Annotated in this window: 9 protein-coding genes and 1 tRNA gene; all 10 read right to left on the bottom strand. The window is 57.2% G+C overall.

The features are described from left to right. Nucleotides 1–14 precede the first annotated feature (14 nt). Nucleotides 15–395 carry a RidA family protein gene (locus tag LVD08_RS20260; protein ID WP_025113298.1) on the bottom strand — a complete coding sequence of 127 codons (381 nt, stop codon included), beginning with the start codon at nt 393–395 and terminating at the stop codon, nt 15–17. Between the two features lie 172 nt (nt 396–567). Then, nucleotides 568–642 (bottom strand) — tRNA-Gln (locus tag LVD08_RS20255). 137 nt (nt 643–779) lie between these two features. Then, nucleotides 780–1,163 carry a DUF1801 domain-containing protein gene (locus LVD08_RS20250; RefSeq protein WP_247269051.1) on the bottom strand — a complete coding sequence of 128 codons (384 nt, stop codon included), beginning with the start codon at nt 1,161–1,163 and terminating at the stop codon, nt 780–782. Between the two features lie 24 nt (nt 1,164–1,187). Continuing rightward, nucleotides 1,188–1,583 carry a hypothetical protein gene (locus LVD08_RS20245; protein WP_027613812.1) on the bottom strand — a complete coding sequence of 132 codons (396 nt, stop codon included), beginning with the start codon at nt 1,581–1,583 and terminating at the stop codon, nt 1,188–1,190. A 49-nt stretch (nt 1,584–1,632) separates the two neighbouring features. Further along, a complete protein-coding gene (locus LVD08_RS20240) occupies nt 1,633–1,875 on the bottom strand; it encodes a hypothetical protein (protein ID WP_007969247.1) in 243 nt (80 codons plus the stop codon). Further along, nucleotides 1,872–6,575 carry an RHS repeat-associated core domain-containing protein gene (locus LVD08_RS20235; protein ID WP_247269050.1) on the bottom strand — a complete coding sequence of 1,568 codons (4,704 nt, stop codon included), beginning with the start codon at nt 6,573–6,575 and terminating at the stop codon, nt 1,872–1,874. The genes LVD08_RS20240 and LVD08_RS20235 overlap by 4 nt, the downstream gene beginning before the upstream one ends. Before the next feature lie 124 nt (nt 6,576–6,699). Next, nucleotides 6,700–6,963, bottom strand: a complete 264-nt coding sequence (locus tag LVD08_RS20230; RefSeq protein WP_007969244.1) for a PAAR domain-containing protein — start codon at nt 6,961–6,963, stop codon at nt 6,700–6,702. Nucleotides 6,964–7,022: 59 nt separating this feature from the next. Beyond that, nucleotides 7,023–7,505: a DUF4265 domain-containing protein gene (locus LVD08_RS20225; protein WP_247269049.1), complete on the bottom strand. Its 483-nt coding sequence runs from the start codon at nt 7,503–7,505 to the stop codon at nt 7,023–7,025. Then, nucleotides 7,495–12,180 (bottom strand): RHS repeat-associated core domain-containing protein, encoded by a 4,686-nt coding sequence (locus LVD08_RS20220; protein WP_247269048.1) that lies wholly within the window; start codon nt 12,178–12,180, stop codon nt 7,495–7,497. Before LVD08_RS20220 ends, LVD08_RS20225 begins: the two co-directional genes overlap by 11 nt. Then, a complete protein-coding gene (locus tag LVD08_RS20215) occupies nt 12,177–15,083 on the bottom strand; it encodes a type VI secretion system Vgr family protein (RefSeq protein WP_247269047.1) in 2,907 nt (968 codons plus the stop codon). The genes LVD08_RS20220 and LVD08_RS20215 overlap by 4 nt, the downstream gene beginning before the upstream one ends. Nucleotides 15,084–15,086: the final 3 nt, after the last annotated feature.

Here is a 15,086-nt window from a genome sequence, read left to right as displayed (position 1 = left end):
CCTACAGGGGGCGGTCAGGCCTTGGCGGCCATCGCGGTGACTTCCACGCGCATGCCTTCCACCGCCAGCGACGCCACGCCCACCGCGGCCCGCACCGGCCATGGCTTGGCGAAGAAGCGCTTGTAGACTTCGTTGAATGCCGCACGGTCAGCCATGTCGGTGAGGTAGATGGTCAGGTGCATGACCCGATCCATCGAACTGCCGGCCCGCTCCAGCGCTACTTTCAGCGCCTGCAGGGTGCATTCACTTTGCAGGGTGATATCGCCCAGCTCCAGACTGCCGTCGGCGCGGGTCGGGATCTGGGTCGAGACCAGAATGCCGTTGAAACCGACAACATCGGAGGAAATCGAATCCGCATCCGGATCAGGGGTGAAGCTGAGGTCGTGATTAGCCATGTAAGTCTCTGGTCTGGAGAGAATGAGGGTCGCCGGCCAACAACCCGCCGGGACTTTTCGCGGGGCAGTTTACAACAGTCTTCCGGTACGGCTCAGGCAACTGTCAGCCCCAGCCACAAATCGCGCGCATAAAAAAACGCCAGCCCTTTCGGACTGGCGTTTTTTCTGAATATGGCAGGGGCGGCTGGATTCGAACCAACGCATGGCAGGATCAAAACCTGCTGCCTTACCGCTTGGCGACGCCCCTGTATCTCAAGCTCTGTAACAAGCTCTGCGAGAATGGGCCGCAATTTACCAACCTTTTTTTGATCTGGGAAGCCCTGAGTGCAAAAAAATTTGTTTTAAAACAGCCAGTTATTTCTGAGCCAAAGCAAGCGCCACGATTCACTTCGACAAATTCAGCGCAATCGCCTCGCGAATCAGCGCTTGCAAGGCCTGTTCATCGACCTTGTCACCCTCATGAAAATCAATCGCCCGGCGGGTGTTGCCATCAAGGCTGGCGTTGAACAACCGCGCCGGATCAGCCAGCGCCGCGCCCTTGGCGAAGGTCATCTTCACCGCCGCCTTGTAAGTCTCCCCGGTGCAAATGATCCCGCTCCGCGACCACACCGGAACGCCGCGCCACTTCCACTCCTCCACCACCTTGGGATCAGCCTGGTGCATGACTTTGCGAATCTCGCCGAGGATGGCACCACGCCAATCGGCCAGTTCAGCGATTCGAGCGTCGATGAGTGCCGAAGCGTCGGTGGGTGGTATTTCGGATTTCATGGCAAGTGTTCTCTTCGATGTGGTTTACAAGCCGATTTGCTTGAGCCCCTCACGCATCCCTTGATCCGCTTGCTCGCACCATTGCTTGAGGCTCAGATCCGGCGGCAGGTTGCCTTGCAGGCTCTTGTATTGACCGTCGGCCAACACTTCGCCTTTGCGACCGAGACTTTCGTTCTTGTCGCCATCAGCCTTGTCGAACGCGCCCGGCATATTCGCAACGAACGCCACCATCTTGTTGGCGTTTTCCGTGCTGTCCGCTTTCAGGTAGCCCTTGTCGACGCAATGCTTGATCAGGCCCGACATGTTGCGACCGCTGTCATACATGCTTTTCAGGGTAGCGGGATCTGGCGCTTCTGCGCGGGCCAGGGCGCAGAGGCCGAAAGTGGCGGTCAGTGCAAGGATCACAGCAGTGTTTTTCATGCTCATTTCCCAGATTTCCAGTGAAACTTCTCAATTCCAAACCCGCCGCTTACCAGACTTCCAGAGCTGGCGCACAAAACCCGGTAACGATATCCATCACCTCCAGAATCCGATCCTCCAACTCTTCATCGGCATCACCGCGCATTGACCCCAACAGTTCATTAACCGATATAGCCGAAAAACCCTTATCTCGATACTTCAGCAGGATTTCCCGTATCGAAAGAAGATCATCCCCCCTCCTCAATGCGCCGGACAGTTCATCGTCCAACGGTTTATCAAGCGTTTTCATCATTGTTTCTCCCAATGCTCAGCCGTCGACCCTAGTGCCTTCTGGTAATCAGAAAGTGGCATGGCCTTACTAGGCTGAATGGTTCCGTGAGTTTTTTTGTCTTGCACGTAACGAAGACTTTCCGGAAGTGAAGCGGTATTCAATTTGCAGGCGCTGTCTTTGCCGGTTCCGCCGGGTAACGTGGAGGGGCGCCGATGATCCGGCAGGTTTTGCGGAGTATCCGGCGCTACGGACATCCCACCGGTATTGGGATGAACGTTCCCATCTTTATCAACTGGAATATCGACAGGACGTACCCCTAGGCCACGCGCGGTCGAGTCAGCAATGGGCTTTCCTTTTTCGTCGGTTTTCATGGCCCGATAGACATCGACCCCCGTCAGGCCCATCGGATCCACCCAACCTGTAGGGTTCGGACCATAGGTGTAGAGATTCAGACCGCCCGCATAACCGATCGGATCCTGGCTGACGAATCGCCCCACCGCCGGGTCATAGTAACGATGCCGGTTGTAATGCAGCCCGGTCTCATGATCATGGTACTGCCCCGGAAATCTTATAGGATTTCTCACATCACTTTGTCGGGCCGATTGCGATTGCTGCTCCGATATCGCCCCCCATGCCTTGTACTGAGCCGTCCAGACCAACTGCCCCTCAGAGTCGGTCAGTTCCTGAGGCGTACCCAGGTGATCGCACTGATACCAGAGCAAAACGTCAATTGGCTGAACCGTGACCTTGCGATTCCACAACGGATCGTCATCCAGGCTGTACTCTCCCTGATACTCAGGCTGATTCGTCAGTGTAATCGGGGCATGTCGTATGGCCTGTGCTACAGGAATGAAACTACCGGGCTCGAAAATGTAGTGCACCGTGCGTCCGGCACCGCCATCCAGTTGCGCGGCACTGCTTTCCCAGGCAAGTCGGTTACCGTCCCAGCCGTAGAGCGTGAAGCCACAGCCGTACTCTCGCTGTATGCGTGCATGCTCGTTCCGGTTCCAGTGCGACCCCGCCTCGGGACGCCCCTTGGAATGGGCGACAGAGTTTTTGTGAAGACGACGTCCAAGAGCGTCATAGACGAATTCAACCGACAAGCGTTGATCTTCAAATCGCACCAAACGGTCAAACAGATCCCATTGCAGGAAGCTCCGCTGATTGTTTTGCAGACGCTCGACCAGGTTGCCGCGCTCATCGTATGTGAACTGATTACCTTCGTACTCGTGTAGCAGGTTGTCTACCTGCCTCTCCTGGCGCGGAGACCGGTCCAGTGGTCGTCGAATTTCACTCGCCTTTTCATCAAGCAGATTACTGGCCGGGTCAAAGGTGAATGTTTCAACCACCTGTCGTGTCGCTGCTTCCAACAGTCGACCGAGAGGATCATAACGGTATGAAATCGCGCCTCTTCGGGTATCGTTGATCGCAGTCAGTTGACCAGCGGCATCGTATTGATATGTCCGTTTGACAAGCGTCGCACCGTCCTCACTGCGCCCCAGCACCTGCTCCTGCAAACGCCCGGCAGAATCCCACTTTTGCGTCTGCTGCAGGTGGTTGCCCTGATGCCGGACAATCTCACGATGAAGGTCGTCGCGCTCCAGGCCAATCAGCTCGTGCTCGTCCAGGCGCAGCCCCAACAAATGACCGCTGCCATAGGTGAGCCAGCTGACACGGTGCCCGTCCGGACGAACTGTCGCGACCCGATTGTTGAGCACATCGTACTTGTGCTGCCACACGCCAACTACCGGGGGCTGGTCCAGCCCAAGGTAATGCTGATGCTCGCGCAGCACATTGCCGGCCAGGTCGTGAAACCACTGTAAACGACTGTCTGCGTTGGCGGCTTCAATCAGGTTACCGTTGCCGTCATAAATGAAGCGCTCGCTTTGCGATTTCTCACCTTGACTGGCGCGCCGCTCAATCAGGCGTCCCATGGCATCAAAGCTCACGCAAATCACACGCTCGCCGTTGACGATATGACTCAAATGGCCCGTATCAGAATCATACCGATAGCGGGTGATACGACCATCAAAGCTCTTTTCTTCCAGCAGGCGACCTATCGGGTCGTAGAGGAAATGCGCCCGGCTCTCGTTTTCGTTGTCCAGCGCCTGCAAGCGCCCGAGACGATCCCAGCGGTAGACCAATGTATGCTCATCAGCATCGATGCGCTCGGCTACAAGACCGGCAGCTGTATATTTCCAGGTAGTGCAGCGGCCAAGACGATCCGTGTGCGCGAGCAACCGGGCTTCAGCGTCTCGTTCAAAATACTCCTCGGTCTTGTCCGGGTGCCTGATCCAGGCCAGCTGGCCCAGTCGATACCCGTACTCGGTACTCTGGCCGGCCGCGTCGGTAGAACAGATCATCTGTCCGAGTTCGTTGTACTCCCAGGCCCTGGTCTTTCCTGAGCAGTCGACATACTCGATCAGTTGACCGGCATCGTTGTAGTCGAGCTTCTTCTCATTGCCGGCGGCGTCTTTGATCGCTGTCGGCAACCCTGCCACGCTGTAGGCAAACTCCGTTACGTTACCAAGGGGATCGACTGCTTCCACAAGGTTGCCATGATCGTCATAAGCACGCTGCCACTGCCCCCCTTCTGCATCGCTGGTCTTGATCAGTTGATCCAGATCGTCGTAGGCAAAATGCAGCACGCTGTCGTCGGCACGCAAATGTTCGACGACGTTGCCACGCGCGTCGTAGATGAAGCGATCAGTTGTGCCGTCAGCATGTACGTGGCGAATCAGGTTTTTCGCTTCGTCACGGAACAACCATTCGGAACGTTCATCCGGATGGCGAATGCGGTACGTATAACCAAGAATGTCGTAGTAGTGCCAGGTTTCGTTACCGTACGCATCGGTGACATAGGTCAGGCGAATATTCTCGTCCCACTCAAGGCGCGTGTCGAAACTGCCGTCGTCCGCCCACTCGCGAACGGCCCGCGCATCAGCGCCTGTGCCCTGCCATTCCAGATTCATGCCCCGTCCGGTCCGATCGGTGTAACGACGGATCAGATGATGCTGGTACTCATAGCTCCACGCCGCCCCGTTCTCGTCCTGAGCCTGAATCAAATCACCGGCACTGTCGTAGTGATAGGCACACAGTTGACGCTGAGGAACACCGTCGCTGATCAGCCAAAGCCCCTTTACGCGACCGTGCTCATCAAGCAGGGTGCCGAGGTGATATCTGACGTCGGCCATATCACCCTGATAGGTAATCAGGTCGGACAGCACCGGCATTCCATCGTGGCGATGCTCGTAGTGCAGCATGATTCCCGCACCGTTGCGCAAAACCACGCCGACCAGCACGAAACGTTGTCCACGACGCAGATAGGTTTCCTTGCGTTCAAACCCTCTGCACAACAGAAGTTGGTCATCGGTCACCCGTACCAGCGTCATGTTTTCAATGGCATCGTAGTGAGTCTGCCCTGTCTCGGGCAGCACATAGTCGTGGCTGCGACCATCAGCGTCATGGAACACCAGACTCCCGCCAACACAGTCAAAACGGGTAGTCAACGACGTAATCCAGCGGGCGCCCATCTCGCTGGCGTCATACGCATCCAGACGCGAACAGTAGGTGCGTGTCCACTCGAGAGGGAATGCACCAGGCAGGTTGAAATCCGTATGGCTCAGCGATTCAGAGCCCAGGGCAAAACTGATGCTATGCGCCGTGCCCGGCATGACGCCGTTTTTACATGTTTTGCAGTTATGCGTCGCTGGCGCTTGTTGGCTGCTGGCTTCAAGCCGCCCCTCTCCAGCCCTGTGCTGAGTCTTTGAAGTAGTATCCGGCTTGACGCTGGCCCCTTGACCATGTGCTCGACGCTTGCGCCAGGTCATGACAGAACCTGCCAGCATCTGCAGCAGCCAACCGATTGAATGCTGAACAGCGGGATCACCCAGCTTGTTCATTTGAGTGCGCAACTCCACACCCATAGTACGAAGCATGCCGGTATTGCTCAGCACCAAAGCCTTGGCACTGTCCGGCAACAGGTTCTTTGCCGCACTGTTGGCAACACCTTTACCGGCAGCCTTGTAGGCGCTGAACGCTGCGCCGAAAATATTACTGATGGCTGCCTTGGGGTCATGCAACAACTGACCTCCGGCCGCACTCATCTTGGCACTCGCCGACTTCATGTCGCCTTTTGCATCGAGCTTGCCGTTGACGACCGTTTCCAGTCCCTTGGCGATTTCGTTGACCGCGTTCTGGCCAAGCTTGCCGCCGTTGTCGAGTATTTCAGCCAGCTTCGGCTTGGCCTGCTCTACAAAGTCATCGATCGTACCGACAATGGTGGCATTCAAATGTCCGATCAGGACTTCGATCAGCGAATCGCCCAGCAGCATCTTGGCGCTGTTACGAAGTTCTTGACGCACCAGTGACAAGGTCGGACGCAAGGTCATACGCGCCGAGGCCATTGTGGGTGGCGCCGGTAAAACACCGATCAGATTGATACCCAGGCTGACCCAGTCCAGAATCTGGCGTTGCTTGCTTTTGGCAAGGACAACAATGTCTCCGAGCGCATCCACCAAGGCCATGATGTTGCCCACCACCGGCAACGCTCCGGCAACGTTCTTGACGCGCTCAAGCGTGACTACTCCACCACTGATCGATTGCAGCCAGGCATCGAATCTGGCTGCACCGCGTCCGACATCCTTAATGTCAATGGTGTTGAGCGGAACGATCGCCACTTGAGGTTCACGTACTTTCGCGACAGGCGTTTCAGTCGTCATGACTGCATCTCATCCGTAAGATAGTTCAAGACTTTAAAGAAATGATTGATGGCCTGGGCCTGCCAACACTCATGCAACAAACATCAGGTGATGCCCGGCATATGCCGATGCGGTACATGTTGATTCAACTGATCACAGCCCCTTTCGGGCCGCTTGCAATCAGCGCAGCACCGCAAGCGGTTTTCATACCGTCCAGAGCGATGGGCGTGCCATCAACGGTGTAGGTGCTGCTGCCCTCTGCAATCGGGAAAACCCCTTTGCACAGTGGACAGCTGACCTTGTGACCGACCCCGGCAACAGGCTTGCCATTGAGATCAGTCTGGGAGAAGGCTTCGAGCACCTTGCCACCGTGGGTGGTGGAGTCGCCCAAGCGAATGGCGTCTTTCATGTTGTCACTCCTTTGACTTGATCCTGGTCTCGTGACCTTGCCGTCCGCTGGCCTGTCAGTCAGCTCTGCAGCCACCAATTGAGCAGCGTTTCATCATCTTCATCATCAATGTTTTTATAGATGTTGGCGTAATACCATTCGAGTCCGGATTTCTCGCGGAACCGATCAAAAAACGCATTGATGCTGTCCATGCCATTGCTTGAGGGCACAGCCAGTGACAGGTTGCCTTCGAAAACGCCATCCAGCGTTCCACCCAGTTCATTGCCAACATCAGTTTCCAGTTGTGCAATGACGTCCTCGGGGATGTAGTCGGCGTAAATATGAATACAAAAATTTCCTCCGCGCTTCAGGACTTCAGCGTGAGTGTTTTTGTTTTTTATCGAGATGATGTCACCTCGAGCCAAATTCAACGCAAGACCAGGTGAGGACAGCAGCTGATAAGTATCCTGCCCCATCGCGATTGCAGGAAGCTCCTCGAATACAGGGCCATCGTCATCTGATACAAACACCTCAATCAGAACAGGCAATTCTTTATCGTCCATATGGCGCTCCACAACTTCCACGTTCGACACACGACATCCCTTCTTTCACGTAACCGCTGTTTCCAGCACTCAGGTTACACGATGCGCCCTCAAGATCTACGTTGACATCGGCCAGGTTGCCGCCATTCGAGGTCGCCACATTTTTATGCCCCAAGTGCATGTCATCAGGATTGCTAGAGGTATGCCCGCACCGCCAGCACTTGTACACACCCACCGGTTTGCTTTTGGCAATAAGTTTTTTGCGACATGCCGCTTGTCCTTTCCGACTACCGCCGCCGACCTTGCTCGCAGCGATGTCTTTGGCGGAGGCTCCAGCACCGTCCTTCAGCGCGCGCTTGGATGGCGGTTTTCTGACCAGACCTAAAGGGTCCACCCACTGCGTCGGGTTAGGCGCGTATTGATGAAGGTTGATACCGCCCATCAGACCTATCGGGTCTTTCGAGATGAAGCGACCTACATGGGGGTCGTAGTACCTGTAGCGGTTGTAGTGCAAGCCTGTTTCGTGATCGTGGTACTGACCCTGGAAACGAATGGGATTAGTCAGCCCGCGCCGCACTGCCGAGGCTGATGTCTGTTCTTTCACCTGCCCCCACGCTTTGTATTGAGCGCTCCAGGCTATCTCACCGTCTTGATCGGTAAGTTCCAATGGTGTGCCTAAATGGTCACACTGATACCAGGCCAGGGCATCGAACGGTTGTGCTTCAGGAGCGTGAGTCCACAGCGGATCATCTTCAAGATTGTCGCCGCCGATATATTCAGGCTGACTCAACAGATCAATCGAGGCGTGTGTGAGGGCTTGAGCCACCGGTACGAATGTGCCGGGTTCATAAACGTAATGGACGGTGCGACCTGTCCCCCCATCAATAGGGGCTGGACTGCTTTCCCAGGAAAGGTTGTCCCCGTCCCACCCGTACAAGGTCAAGCCACAGCCAAGCAAGCGCTGAATGCGCCCCTGCTCATTTTTATTCCAGTGCGAACCCGCTTCAGGACGGTTCACATAATGGGCTGTCGAGTGCTTATACAACCGGCGACCCAAGGCATCGTAGGCGTATCTGACCGAAAGACGATCATCCTCAAAATGCACCAACCTATCGAACAGGTCCCATTGCAATCGACTGCGTTGACCATTGTGCCAACGCAATGTCTGGTTGCCACGATCGTCGTACTCGTAATGAGTACCGACGTATTCACGTAAAAGATTGTCTACCAACCGACTACGTGCCGGGGCCTGATCAAGAGGCCGGCGCACTTCTGTCACCTTCTCGTCGAGCAGGTTGCTGGCAGGATCGAACGCGAAGTTTTCAACGCCGAGGCGACTTGCTGCGCTGATCAGTCGCCCGACCGGATCATAACGGTAGGTAAGCGGTCCGCGACGAGTATCGTTCAGCTCGGTCAACTGGCCGACCGCATCATATTGGTACTGGCGTTTGAGCAACGTCGAATTGTCGTCGCTTCGACCGAGCAGTTGCTCCTGTAGCCGCCCTGCCGGATCCCACTTTTGCGTCTGGCGCAGGCGATTCCCTTGATAACGAGCGACTTCGCGATGTAAATCATCTCGCTCATAGCCGACCAGTTCGTGATCATCCAGTTTTAACGCGAGCAAATGCCCACTGCCGTACGTCAACCAACTCACCCGATGGCCATCCGGACGAGTCGTGGCGACACACTGATTGAGGGCATCGTACTCATGCCTCCAGATGGCAACGAGCGGTGCATCCAGATCCTGATAATGCTGGTGCTCTCTGATCAGATTACCGGCCGAATCATAGAACCACAGCAACCGGCTCTGGTCGTTCGTGGCCAAAACCATGTTGCCATTACCGTCATACGCAAAGGATTCGCTTTGAGTCGCATTGCCCAGGCTCGCATGGCGTTCAACAAGCCGCCCCATTGGGTCAAACGTCATCGAAATGATGCGTTCACCGCTGATGGCGCTCGCCAACCGCCCGCTCTCAGCGTCGTATTGATAGCGTGTGGCAAGGCCGTCGAAGCCTTTTTCCTCAAGCAATCTTCCGACAGGATCATAGTGAAACTGGGTGCGCTGCTCGTTTTCGTTTTCGAGTGCTATCAAACGGCCTAGCAGGTCCCAACGGTAACGAAGCGTTTGCTCGCAGGCGTCTACTCGCTCGGCAACCAGACCGGCCGCGTTATAGCTCCACGTCGTACAGCGATCCAGACCGTCAACATGAGCGAGCAGACGCCCTTCGGCATCACGCTCGAATCGCTCCTCGGTTTTATCCGGATGCGTTATCAAGGCGACATGCCCGGCCTTGTACTGATATTCGGTGCTTTGCCCCGCTGCATCGGTAAAGCAGATCATCTGACCGCGATCGTTGTATTCCCACTCGCTGGTCTTGCCAGAGCAATCGGTATATTTGAGAAGCTGACCGGCAACGTTGTACTCAAGCGTTTTCTCGTTGCCAATTGCATCCTTGATAGCGATCAACTGACCTGCTTTGTCATAGGCGTACTCCGTCTTGTTGCCAAGCGGATCGACCGACTCCACCAGATTGCCGGCGTCATCGTAAGCTCGTTGCCACTGACCGCCTTCTGCATCACTGACCTTGATCAGTTGGTTGAGATCATCGTAGGCGTAGTGAGCGACACTGCCGTCGGGACTGATGTGCTCGAGCAAATTACCGCGCTCGTCATAGCTGTAGCGATCGGTGGTGCCATCTGTATGAACGTGACGAATCACGTTCTTCGCATCATCGCGAAAGAACCACTCTGAACGTTCATCGGCATAGCGAATCCGGTAGGTATAGCCCTTGATGTCGTAGTAATGCCAAGTCTCGTTGCCATGGGCATCAGTCACGTAAGTCAGGCGGATATTTTCGTCCCATTCAAGGCGAGTATCGAAACTGCCGTCATCCGCCCACTCGCGCACAGCCCTGGCGTGCGATGTGTGACCATCCCACTGCAGATTCAACCCGCGGCCGGTGCGATCGGTATACCGAGTCAGGAGGTGATGCTGATACTGATAACTCCAGGCCGCACCGTTTTCATCCTGCGCCTGGATCAAGTTGCCATGGATGTCGTATTGGTAATGGCACAATTGCCGTACAGGCGCGCCGTCACGAATCTCCCAGAGACCGGTCAAGCGTCCTTGATCATCAAGCAGCGTTCCGACGTGCAAGTGGACTTGCGTGACGTCACCTTGATAGGTGATCAGGTCGGATAATACGAGGGAGTCCCCATGACGATGCTCGTAATGCAGCATCAGCCCGGCACCACTGCGCATTTTGACATCCGTCAGCCAAAAGGAACGACCACGACGGACATAGGTTTCCTTGCGCTCGAAACCGAAGCAAACGAGCAGTTGATCCTCAGCGGAACGAACCAGCGTGAGATTTTCAACGGGGTCATAGTGAAAGAGGCCTGGCTTGGGCAGGGGGAAATCGATGCTACGACCATCGGCTCCAAAAAAAACCAGTCCATCGTCCTTGCAGTCGAATCGGGTCGTAAACTCTGTTACCCACCGTGCCCCTGATTCGCCATTGTCAAAAGCATCGAACCGGGAGCTGTAGGTGCGCACCCACTCGACAGGAAATGGACCCGGCAGGCTGAAATCGGTATGGCTCAGTGACTCGGATCCCAACGCAAAACTGATGCTGTTGCAAGTACCCGCACAAGCACCATTTTTTTTGCCATTGGCGTTGGCGTTCGCAGGAGCCTGATGGCTGCTGGCCTCGAGTCGTCCTTCACCTGCCTTGTTCTGAGCCTTACTGGTGGCGTTGGGTTTAACGCTGGCACTCTGTCCATGCCCACGACGCTTGCGCCACGTCAACACAGCACCGGCGAGCATTTGCAACAACCAACCAATCGTGTGACGCGTTCCCGGGTCACCCAACTTGCTCAATTGGGTTTTGATCTCAGGCCCCATCGCTCTCAATGAGCCGGTGTGCGTCATCACCAGTTTTTTGGCCTGATCCGGCAGAAGATTCTTCGCCGCGCTGTTGGCAACCCCTTTACCCACGGCTTTGTAGGCACTGAATGCCGCCCCGAAGATATTACTGATTGCCGCTTTGGGATCGCTGAGCAGTTGATTGCCCGCCGCCGTGATCTTTTGTCCAGCCGCGCGCGCATCGCCTTTTGAATCAAGCTTGCCATTTACAACGGCCTCAAGACCCTTGGCAATTTCGGTGACTGCGCTTTCGCCGAGTTTTCCTGCATCGGCGAGAATGCCCGAGAGTTTGCCTTGAGCCTGTTTCACGAAGTCATCGATCGTGCCGACGATTGTCGCGTTCAAATGCCCGACCAGCACTTCGATCATTGAATCGCCCAACAGCATCTTGACGCTGTTACGCAATTCCTGACGTACCAGAAACAAGGTCGGACGCAAACTCATACGAGCAGCCGCCATGGTCGGAGGCGCAGGTAAAACACCGATCAGGTTGATTCCCAGGCTGACCCAATCAAGCAACTCCCGCTGCTTGCTTCTGGTAAGCGTGACGATATCGCCCAGCGCATCGACCAGCGCCATGATGTTGCCGACAACCGGCAGCGACCCGGCAACTCCTTTGATTCGATCGAGCGTGACGACACCACCGCTGATGGATCGCAGCCAGGCATCAAACCGGGCGGCACCACGACCTACGTCCTGCACGTCCAGCGTGTTGAGCGGAACGATAGCGACCTGCGGCTCGCGCTTCTTGGCAACGGCTGCCTCAGTCATGAGAGCACCTCCCCATTCAGCAGGCCAGGCGTCTTAAGCGATGGTTTGGGCAAGGACGGGGCCGGGAGGCTTGGCAGTTTCCCTGCCTTGCTCGCTGCGCCGAGGATGCTCGATGCATTCGGCAGCGCCGCACTGGCAAGTTTCGGCAACCCGGCCACCCCGCCCTGCACCGCCCCTTTCACCTGCTGCGCCGTCTGCATTGCGCCCTGTGCGGTCTGCATGGCGCCCATGCCGCTCTGCGCCAGTTCCTTGCCCTTCTCCAGCATGTCCCAGTTCTTGTTCGGCAGAACCTGCGCAACCATCGCCTGCACCTGGCTCGGCACGTCTTCTGCGGCTGGCGGTTTCAGCGGCCACTCCGCTTTGCCGATGTAGCTGCCCTCACTCCAGGTGTCCGCCGGATCCTTGCCGAACAACACACGCGCGGGGCCTGGGGCGGCGCCGGCGACGCTGGCGAAACCCTTGGCGTCGAGCTTGCCCTTGATGCTTTTGCCGAGGGCGTCGATGACTTCGTAATCGCCTTCCTTGATGCCCTGACGCCCGGCGTACTGGTTGAACAATTCCAGATTGCCCTTGCCCGGTTTCGGCGGTTCCGGGAATACGCCGGCCAGACTTTTCGCCCCGGTGTAGGCGAAGTTCGCCGCGTGCGCGGTGTACGGGCCGGTGGTGGCGTGGGTGATGCCGCCGGCGTTGTAGGTGGTCGCGCTGCCGCCGCCCTGGATCACCAGTTCGGTCTTGGCGGTGATGGTGATGCGGTCGGCGTTGGCAGTGATGTTGAGTTTGGCCAGCAGGTTGATGCTGTCCTTCAAGGCCTTGACGTCGATGTCGCCGGAGGCCGCGACCAGGCGCCAGCCCATGCTCTGCACGAACAGACGCATGCCGCGACTGGCACTGGCCAGCAGGCGTTTGCCAATGGAAAAACTGGTGTGCCCGGTGCTGCTCAGCGCCAGGTGTTCGCCGGTGGCGATGTGGCTGGAGCGCGGCGTGGTCAGGGCGATACCGGCGGGGCTGGCGAGCACCAGATGCGGCTCGGTGAATTCAGGGAATTCATTGGCAGTCATGTTCGCCGGGCCACTGCCCAGCACACCTTGATGCTGCGCGTGCAACGCCTTGGCCACATCGTCCTGATCGCCGGCCTCTTGCGCTTGAAGCTCTTTGGCCTGAGTGGCGAAACCGTCATGCTGATCGCTGGCGGTGGCGAGGCGCTCGGCGGTTTCCGGCAGGTCCTTGTGGTGCTTCGATTCGTTCGGGCGCGGCTCGGTGGTGATCAGCAGGCCGGCACCGGCACGCACCGCGCCATGGCGGTCGGTGCGCAGCTCGAAACCTTCGCCACGCGGCTGCCCGCCGCTCGGGCGTGGGTGGGTCAGGTAACCGAGGTTGATCGCACTCGCGCCGTGATCACTGCGTAGCGCGATGCTGATCTCGCTGGTGGTGTCGTCGATGCGCAGTTCGTTGGCGCGGCTGCCCTTGTATTCCTTGCTCTTGACCGTGGCCAGGGTCTTGAAGTCCGGCAGTTTGTACGGCGGCAGGTTCGCGCCGTGGTACAGGCAACCGGTGATCAGCGGCTGGTCGGGATCGCCTTCCAGGAAGGTGATCAACACCTCCATGCCGACCCGCGGAATGTTGATCGCGCCAAAGGTTTCCGCGGCCCAGTTTGAGGCCACGCGCATCCAGCAACTGGTCTTGTCGTCGTGCTCGCCTTCGCGGTCCCAGAAGAACTGCACCTTCACCCGACCGTACTGGTCGCAGTAGATCTCTTCGCCCTCGGGGCCGCAGACCACGGCGCTCTGGGTGCCGAGGACTTTCGGTTTCGGGTGATCGAGCGGCGGCCGGTACGGCACGTCCCACGGGATCGCGTTGAAGCGGTTGCGGTAGCCCTGGTGGAAATCGTCCTTGTTGTCAGTGGTGTCGCTGGTCACCGACTCTTCGAGCACTTGCGGCTGCTTGCCTTCGTGGAAGATCTCGGTGAGCAGCCACAGATCGTTCCAGGTCGGGTTGGCGTGTTCGGTAAGGGCGAGGAAATGCCCGCTGACCAGAATCGGCTGATCGCTGTTGCCCTCGGCCAGACGATAGTCCGTGCGATGACGTTCCAGTGCGCGATTGGCCAGGTGTTTGCCGCGCTCGCGATCGACGAAACGCCCCGGGTAATCGTAATCCTCCAGATCCGGCTGAGCGCTGCTCTTGGCATCGCTTTCGAGCTCGATCTTCGGTTTGACGAAGTCGTAATCACGTCGTGTGGTGCGGCTGGTGCGGGTCGCCAGACGCAGGCCGAAACGCTTGACCACTGGTTGATCGGCGACCAGTCCGGAGTCCTGCTGATAAGCCACTGGCGCCAGTTTCGGGAACACCGTCTGGTCATCGCCGAACATCAGTTTGTGGCCGCTGGAGGTGTGCTGGAAGTGGTAGTGAATCCCCTCCTCCTCGCACAGGCGCTGGACGAAATGCAGATCGCTTTCGTCGTACTGCACGCAGTAGATGCGCTCCGGATAAATCGCGCTCAGTTGGAAGTGATAGTCACTGGCGAGAATGCCGTGTTCTTCCAGCACCTTGCTGATGATCTGTTGCACGGTCATCTGCTGGAAGATGCGCTGGTTGACCCGATGCGCGAGGTACGACAGCTGCGGGCGCAGGGAGATTTTATAGCGGGTCAGGCGCTTGCCGGCCTCGCCCTGGGCGATGCTGTAGATCAGCCCGTGAATCCCCGTGCCGCTGGGCGACAGCTGCAGGAACGCGAGTTTGTGCAGCAGGCTTTCGAGGTTGATCGAGGCTTTCTCACTGACCAGTTCCAGCTCGAACTCGAAGGGGGTGTTGAGCGCCTCTTTCCCGGTGAACGACAGCACCTGGAAATCGCTGTCCGCGCCATCGATGGTCAGATTGAAATGAGGCTGATTGGCCGGTGAGAACATCCC

Origin of the sequence: Pseudomonas sp. YL2, assembly GCF_023063025.1 — a bacterium.
In the GTDB taxonomy this organism is placed as follows: Bacteria; Pseudomonadota; Gammaproteobacteria; order Pseudomonadales; family Pseudomonadaceae; genus Aquipseudomonas; species Aquipseudomonas putida_A.
Note: the sequence above shows the minus strand (reverse complement) of the source record. Positions and strands in the feature narration are given on the sequence as shown.

Bases quoted from the DNA above. Each gene is read 5' to 3' on its own strand.
- LVD08_RS20260 (WP_025113298.1), bottom strand. From the start codon at position 395: ATGGCTAATCACGACCTCAGCTTCACCCCTGATCCGGATGCGGATTCG.
- LVD08_RS20250 (WP_247269051.1), bottom strand. From the start codon at position 1,163: ATGAAATCCGAAATACCACCCACCGACGCTTCGGCACTCATCGACGCT.
- LVD08_RS20245 (WP_027613812.1), bottom strand. From the start codon at position 1,583: ATGAAAAACACTGCTGTGATCCTTGCACTGACCGCCACTTTCGGCCTC.
- LVD08_RS20240 (WP_007969247.1), bottom strand. From the start codon at position 1,875: ATGATGAAAACGCTTGATAAACCGTTGGACGATGAACTGTCCGGCGCA.
- LVD08_RS20235 (WP_247269050.1), bottom strand. From the start codon at position 6,575: ATGACGACTGAAACGCCTGTCGCGAAAGTACGTGAACCTCAAGTGGCG.
- LVD08_RS20230 (WP_007969244.1), bottom strand. From the start codon at position 6,963: ATGAAAGACGCCATTCGCTTGGGCGACTCCACCACCCACGGTGGCAAG.
- LVD08_RS20225 (WP_247269049.1), bottom strand. From the start codon at position 7,505: ATGGACGATAAAGAATTGCCTGTTCTGATTGAGGTGTTTGTATCAGAT.
- LVD08_RS20220 (WP_247269048.1), bottom strand. From the start codon at position 12,180: ATGACTGAGGCAGCCGTTGCCAAGAAGCGCGAGCCGCAGGTCGCTATC.
- LVD08_RS20215 (WP_247269047.1), bottom strand. From the start codon at position 15,083: ATGTTCTCACCGGCCAATCAGCCTCATTTCAATCTGACCATCGATGGC.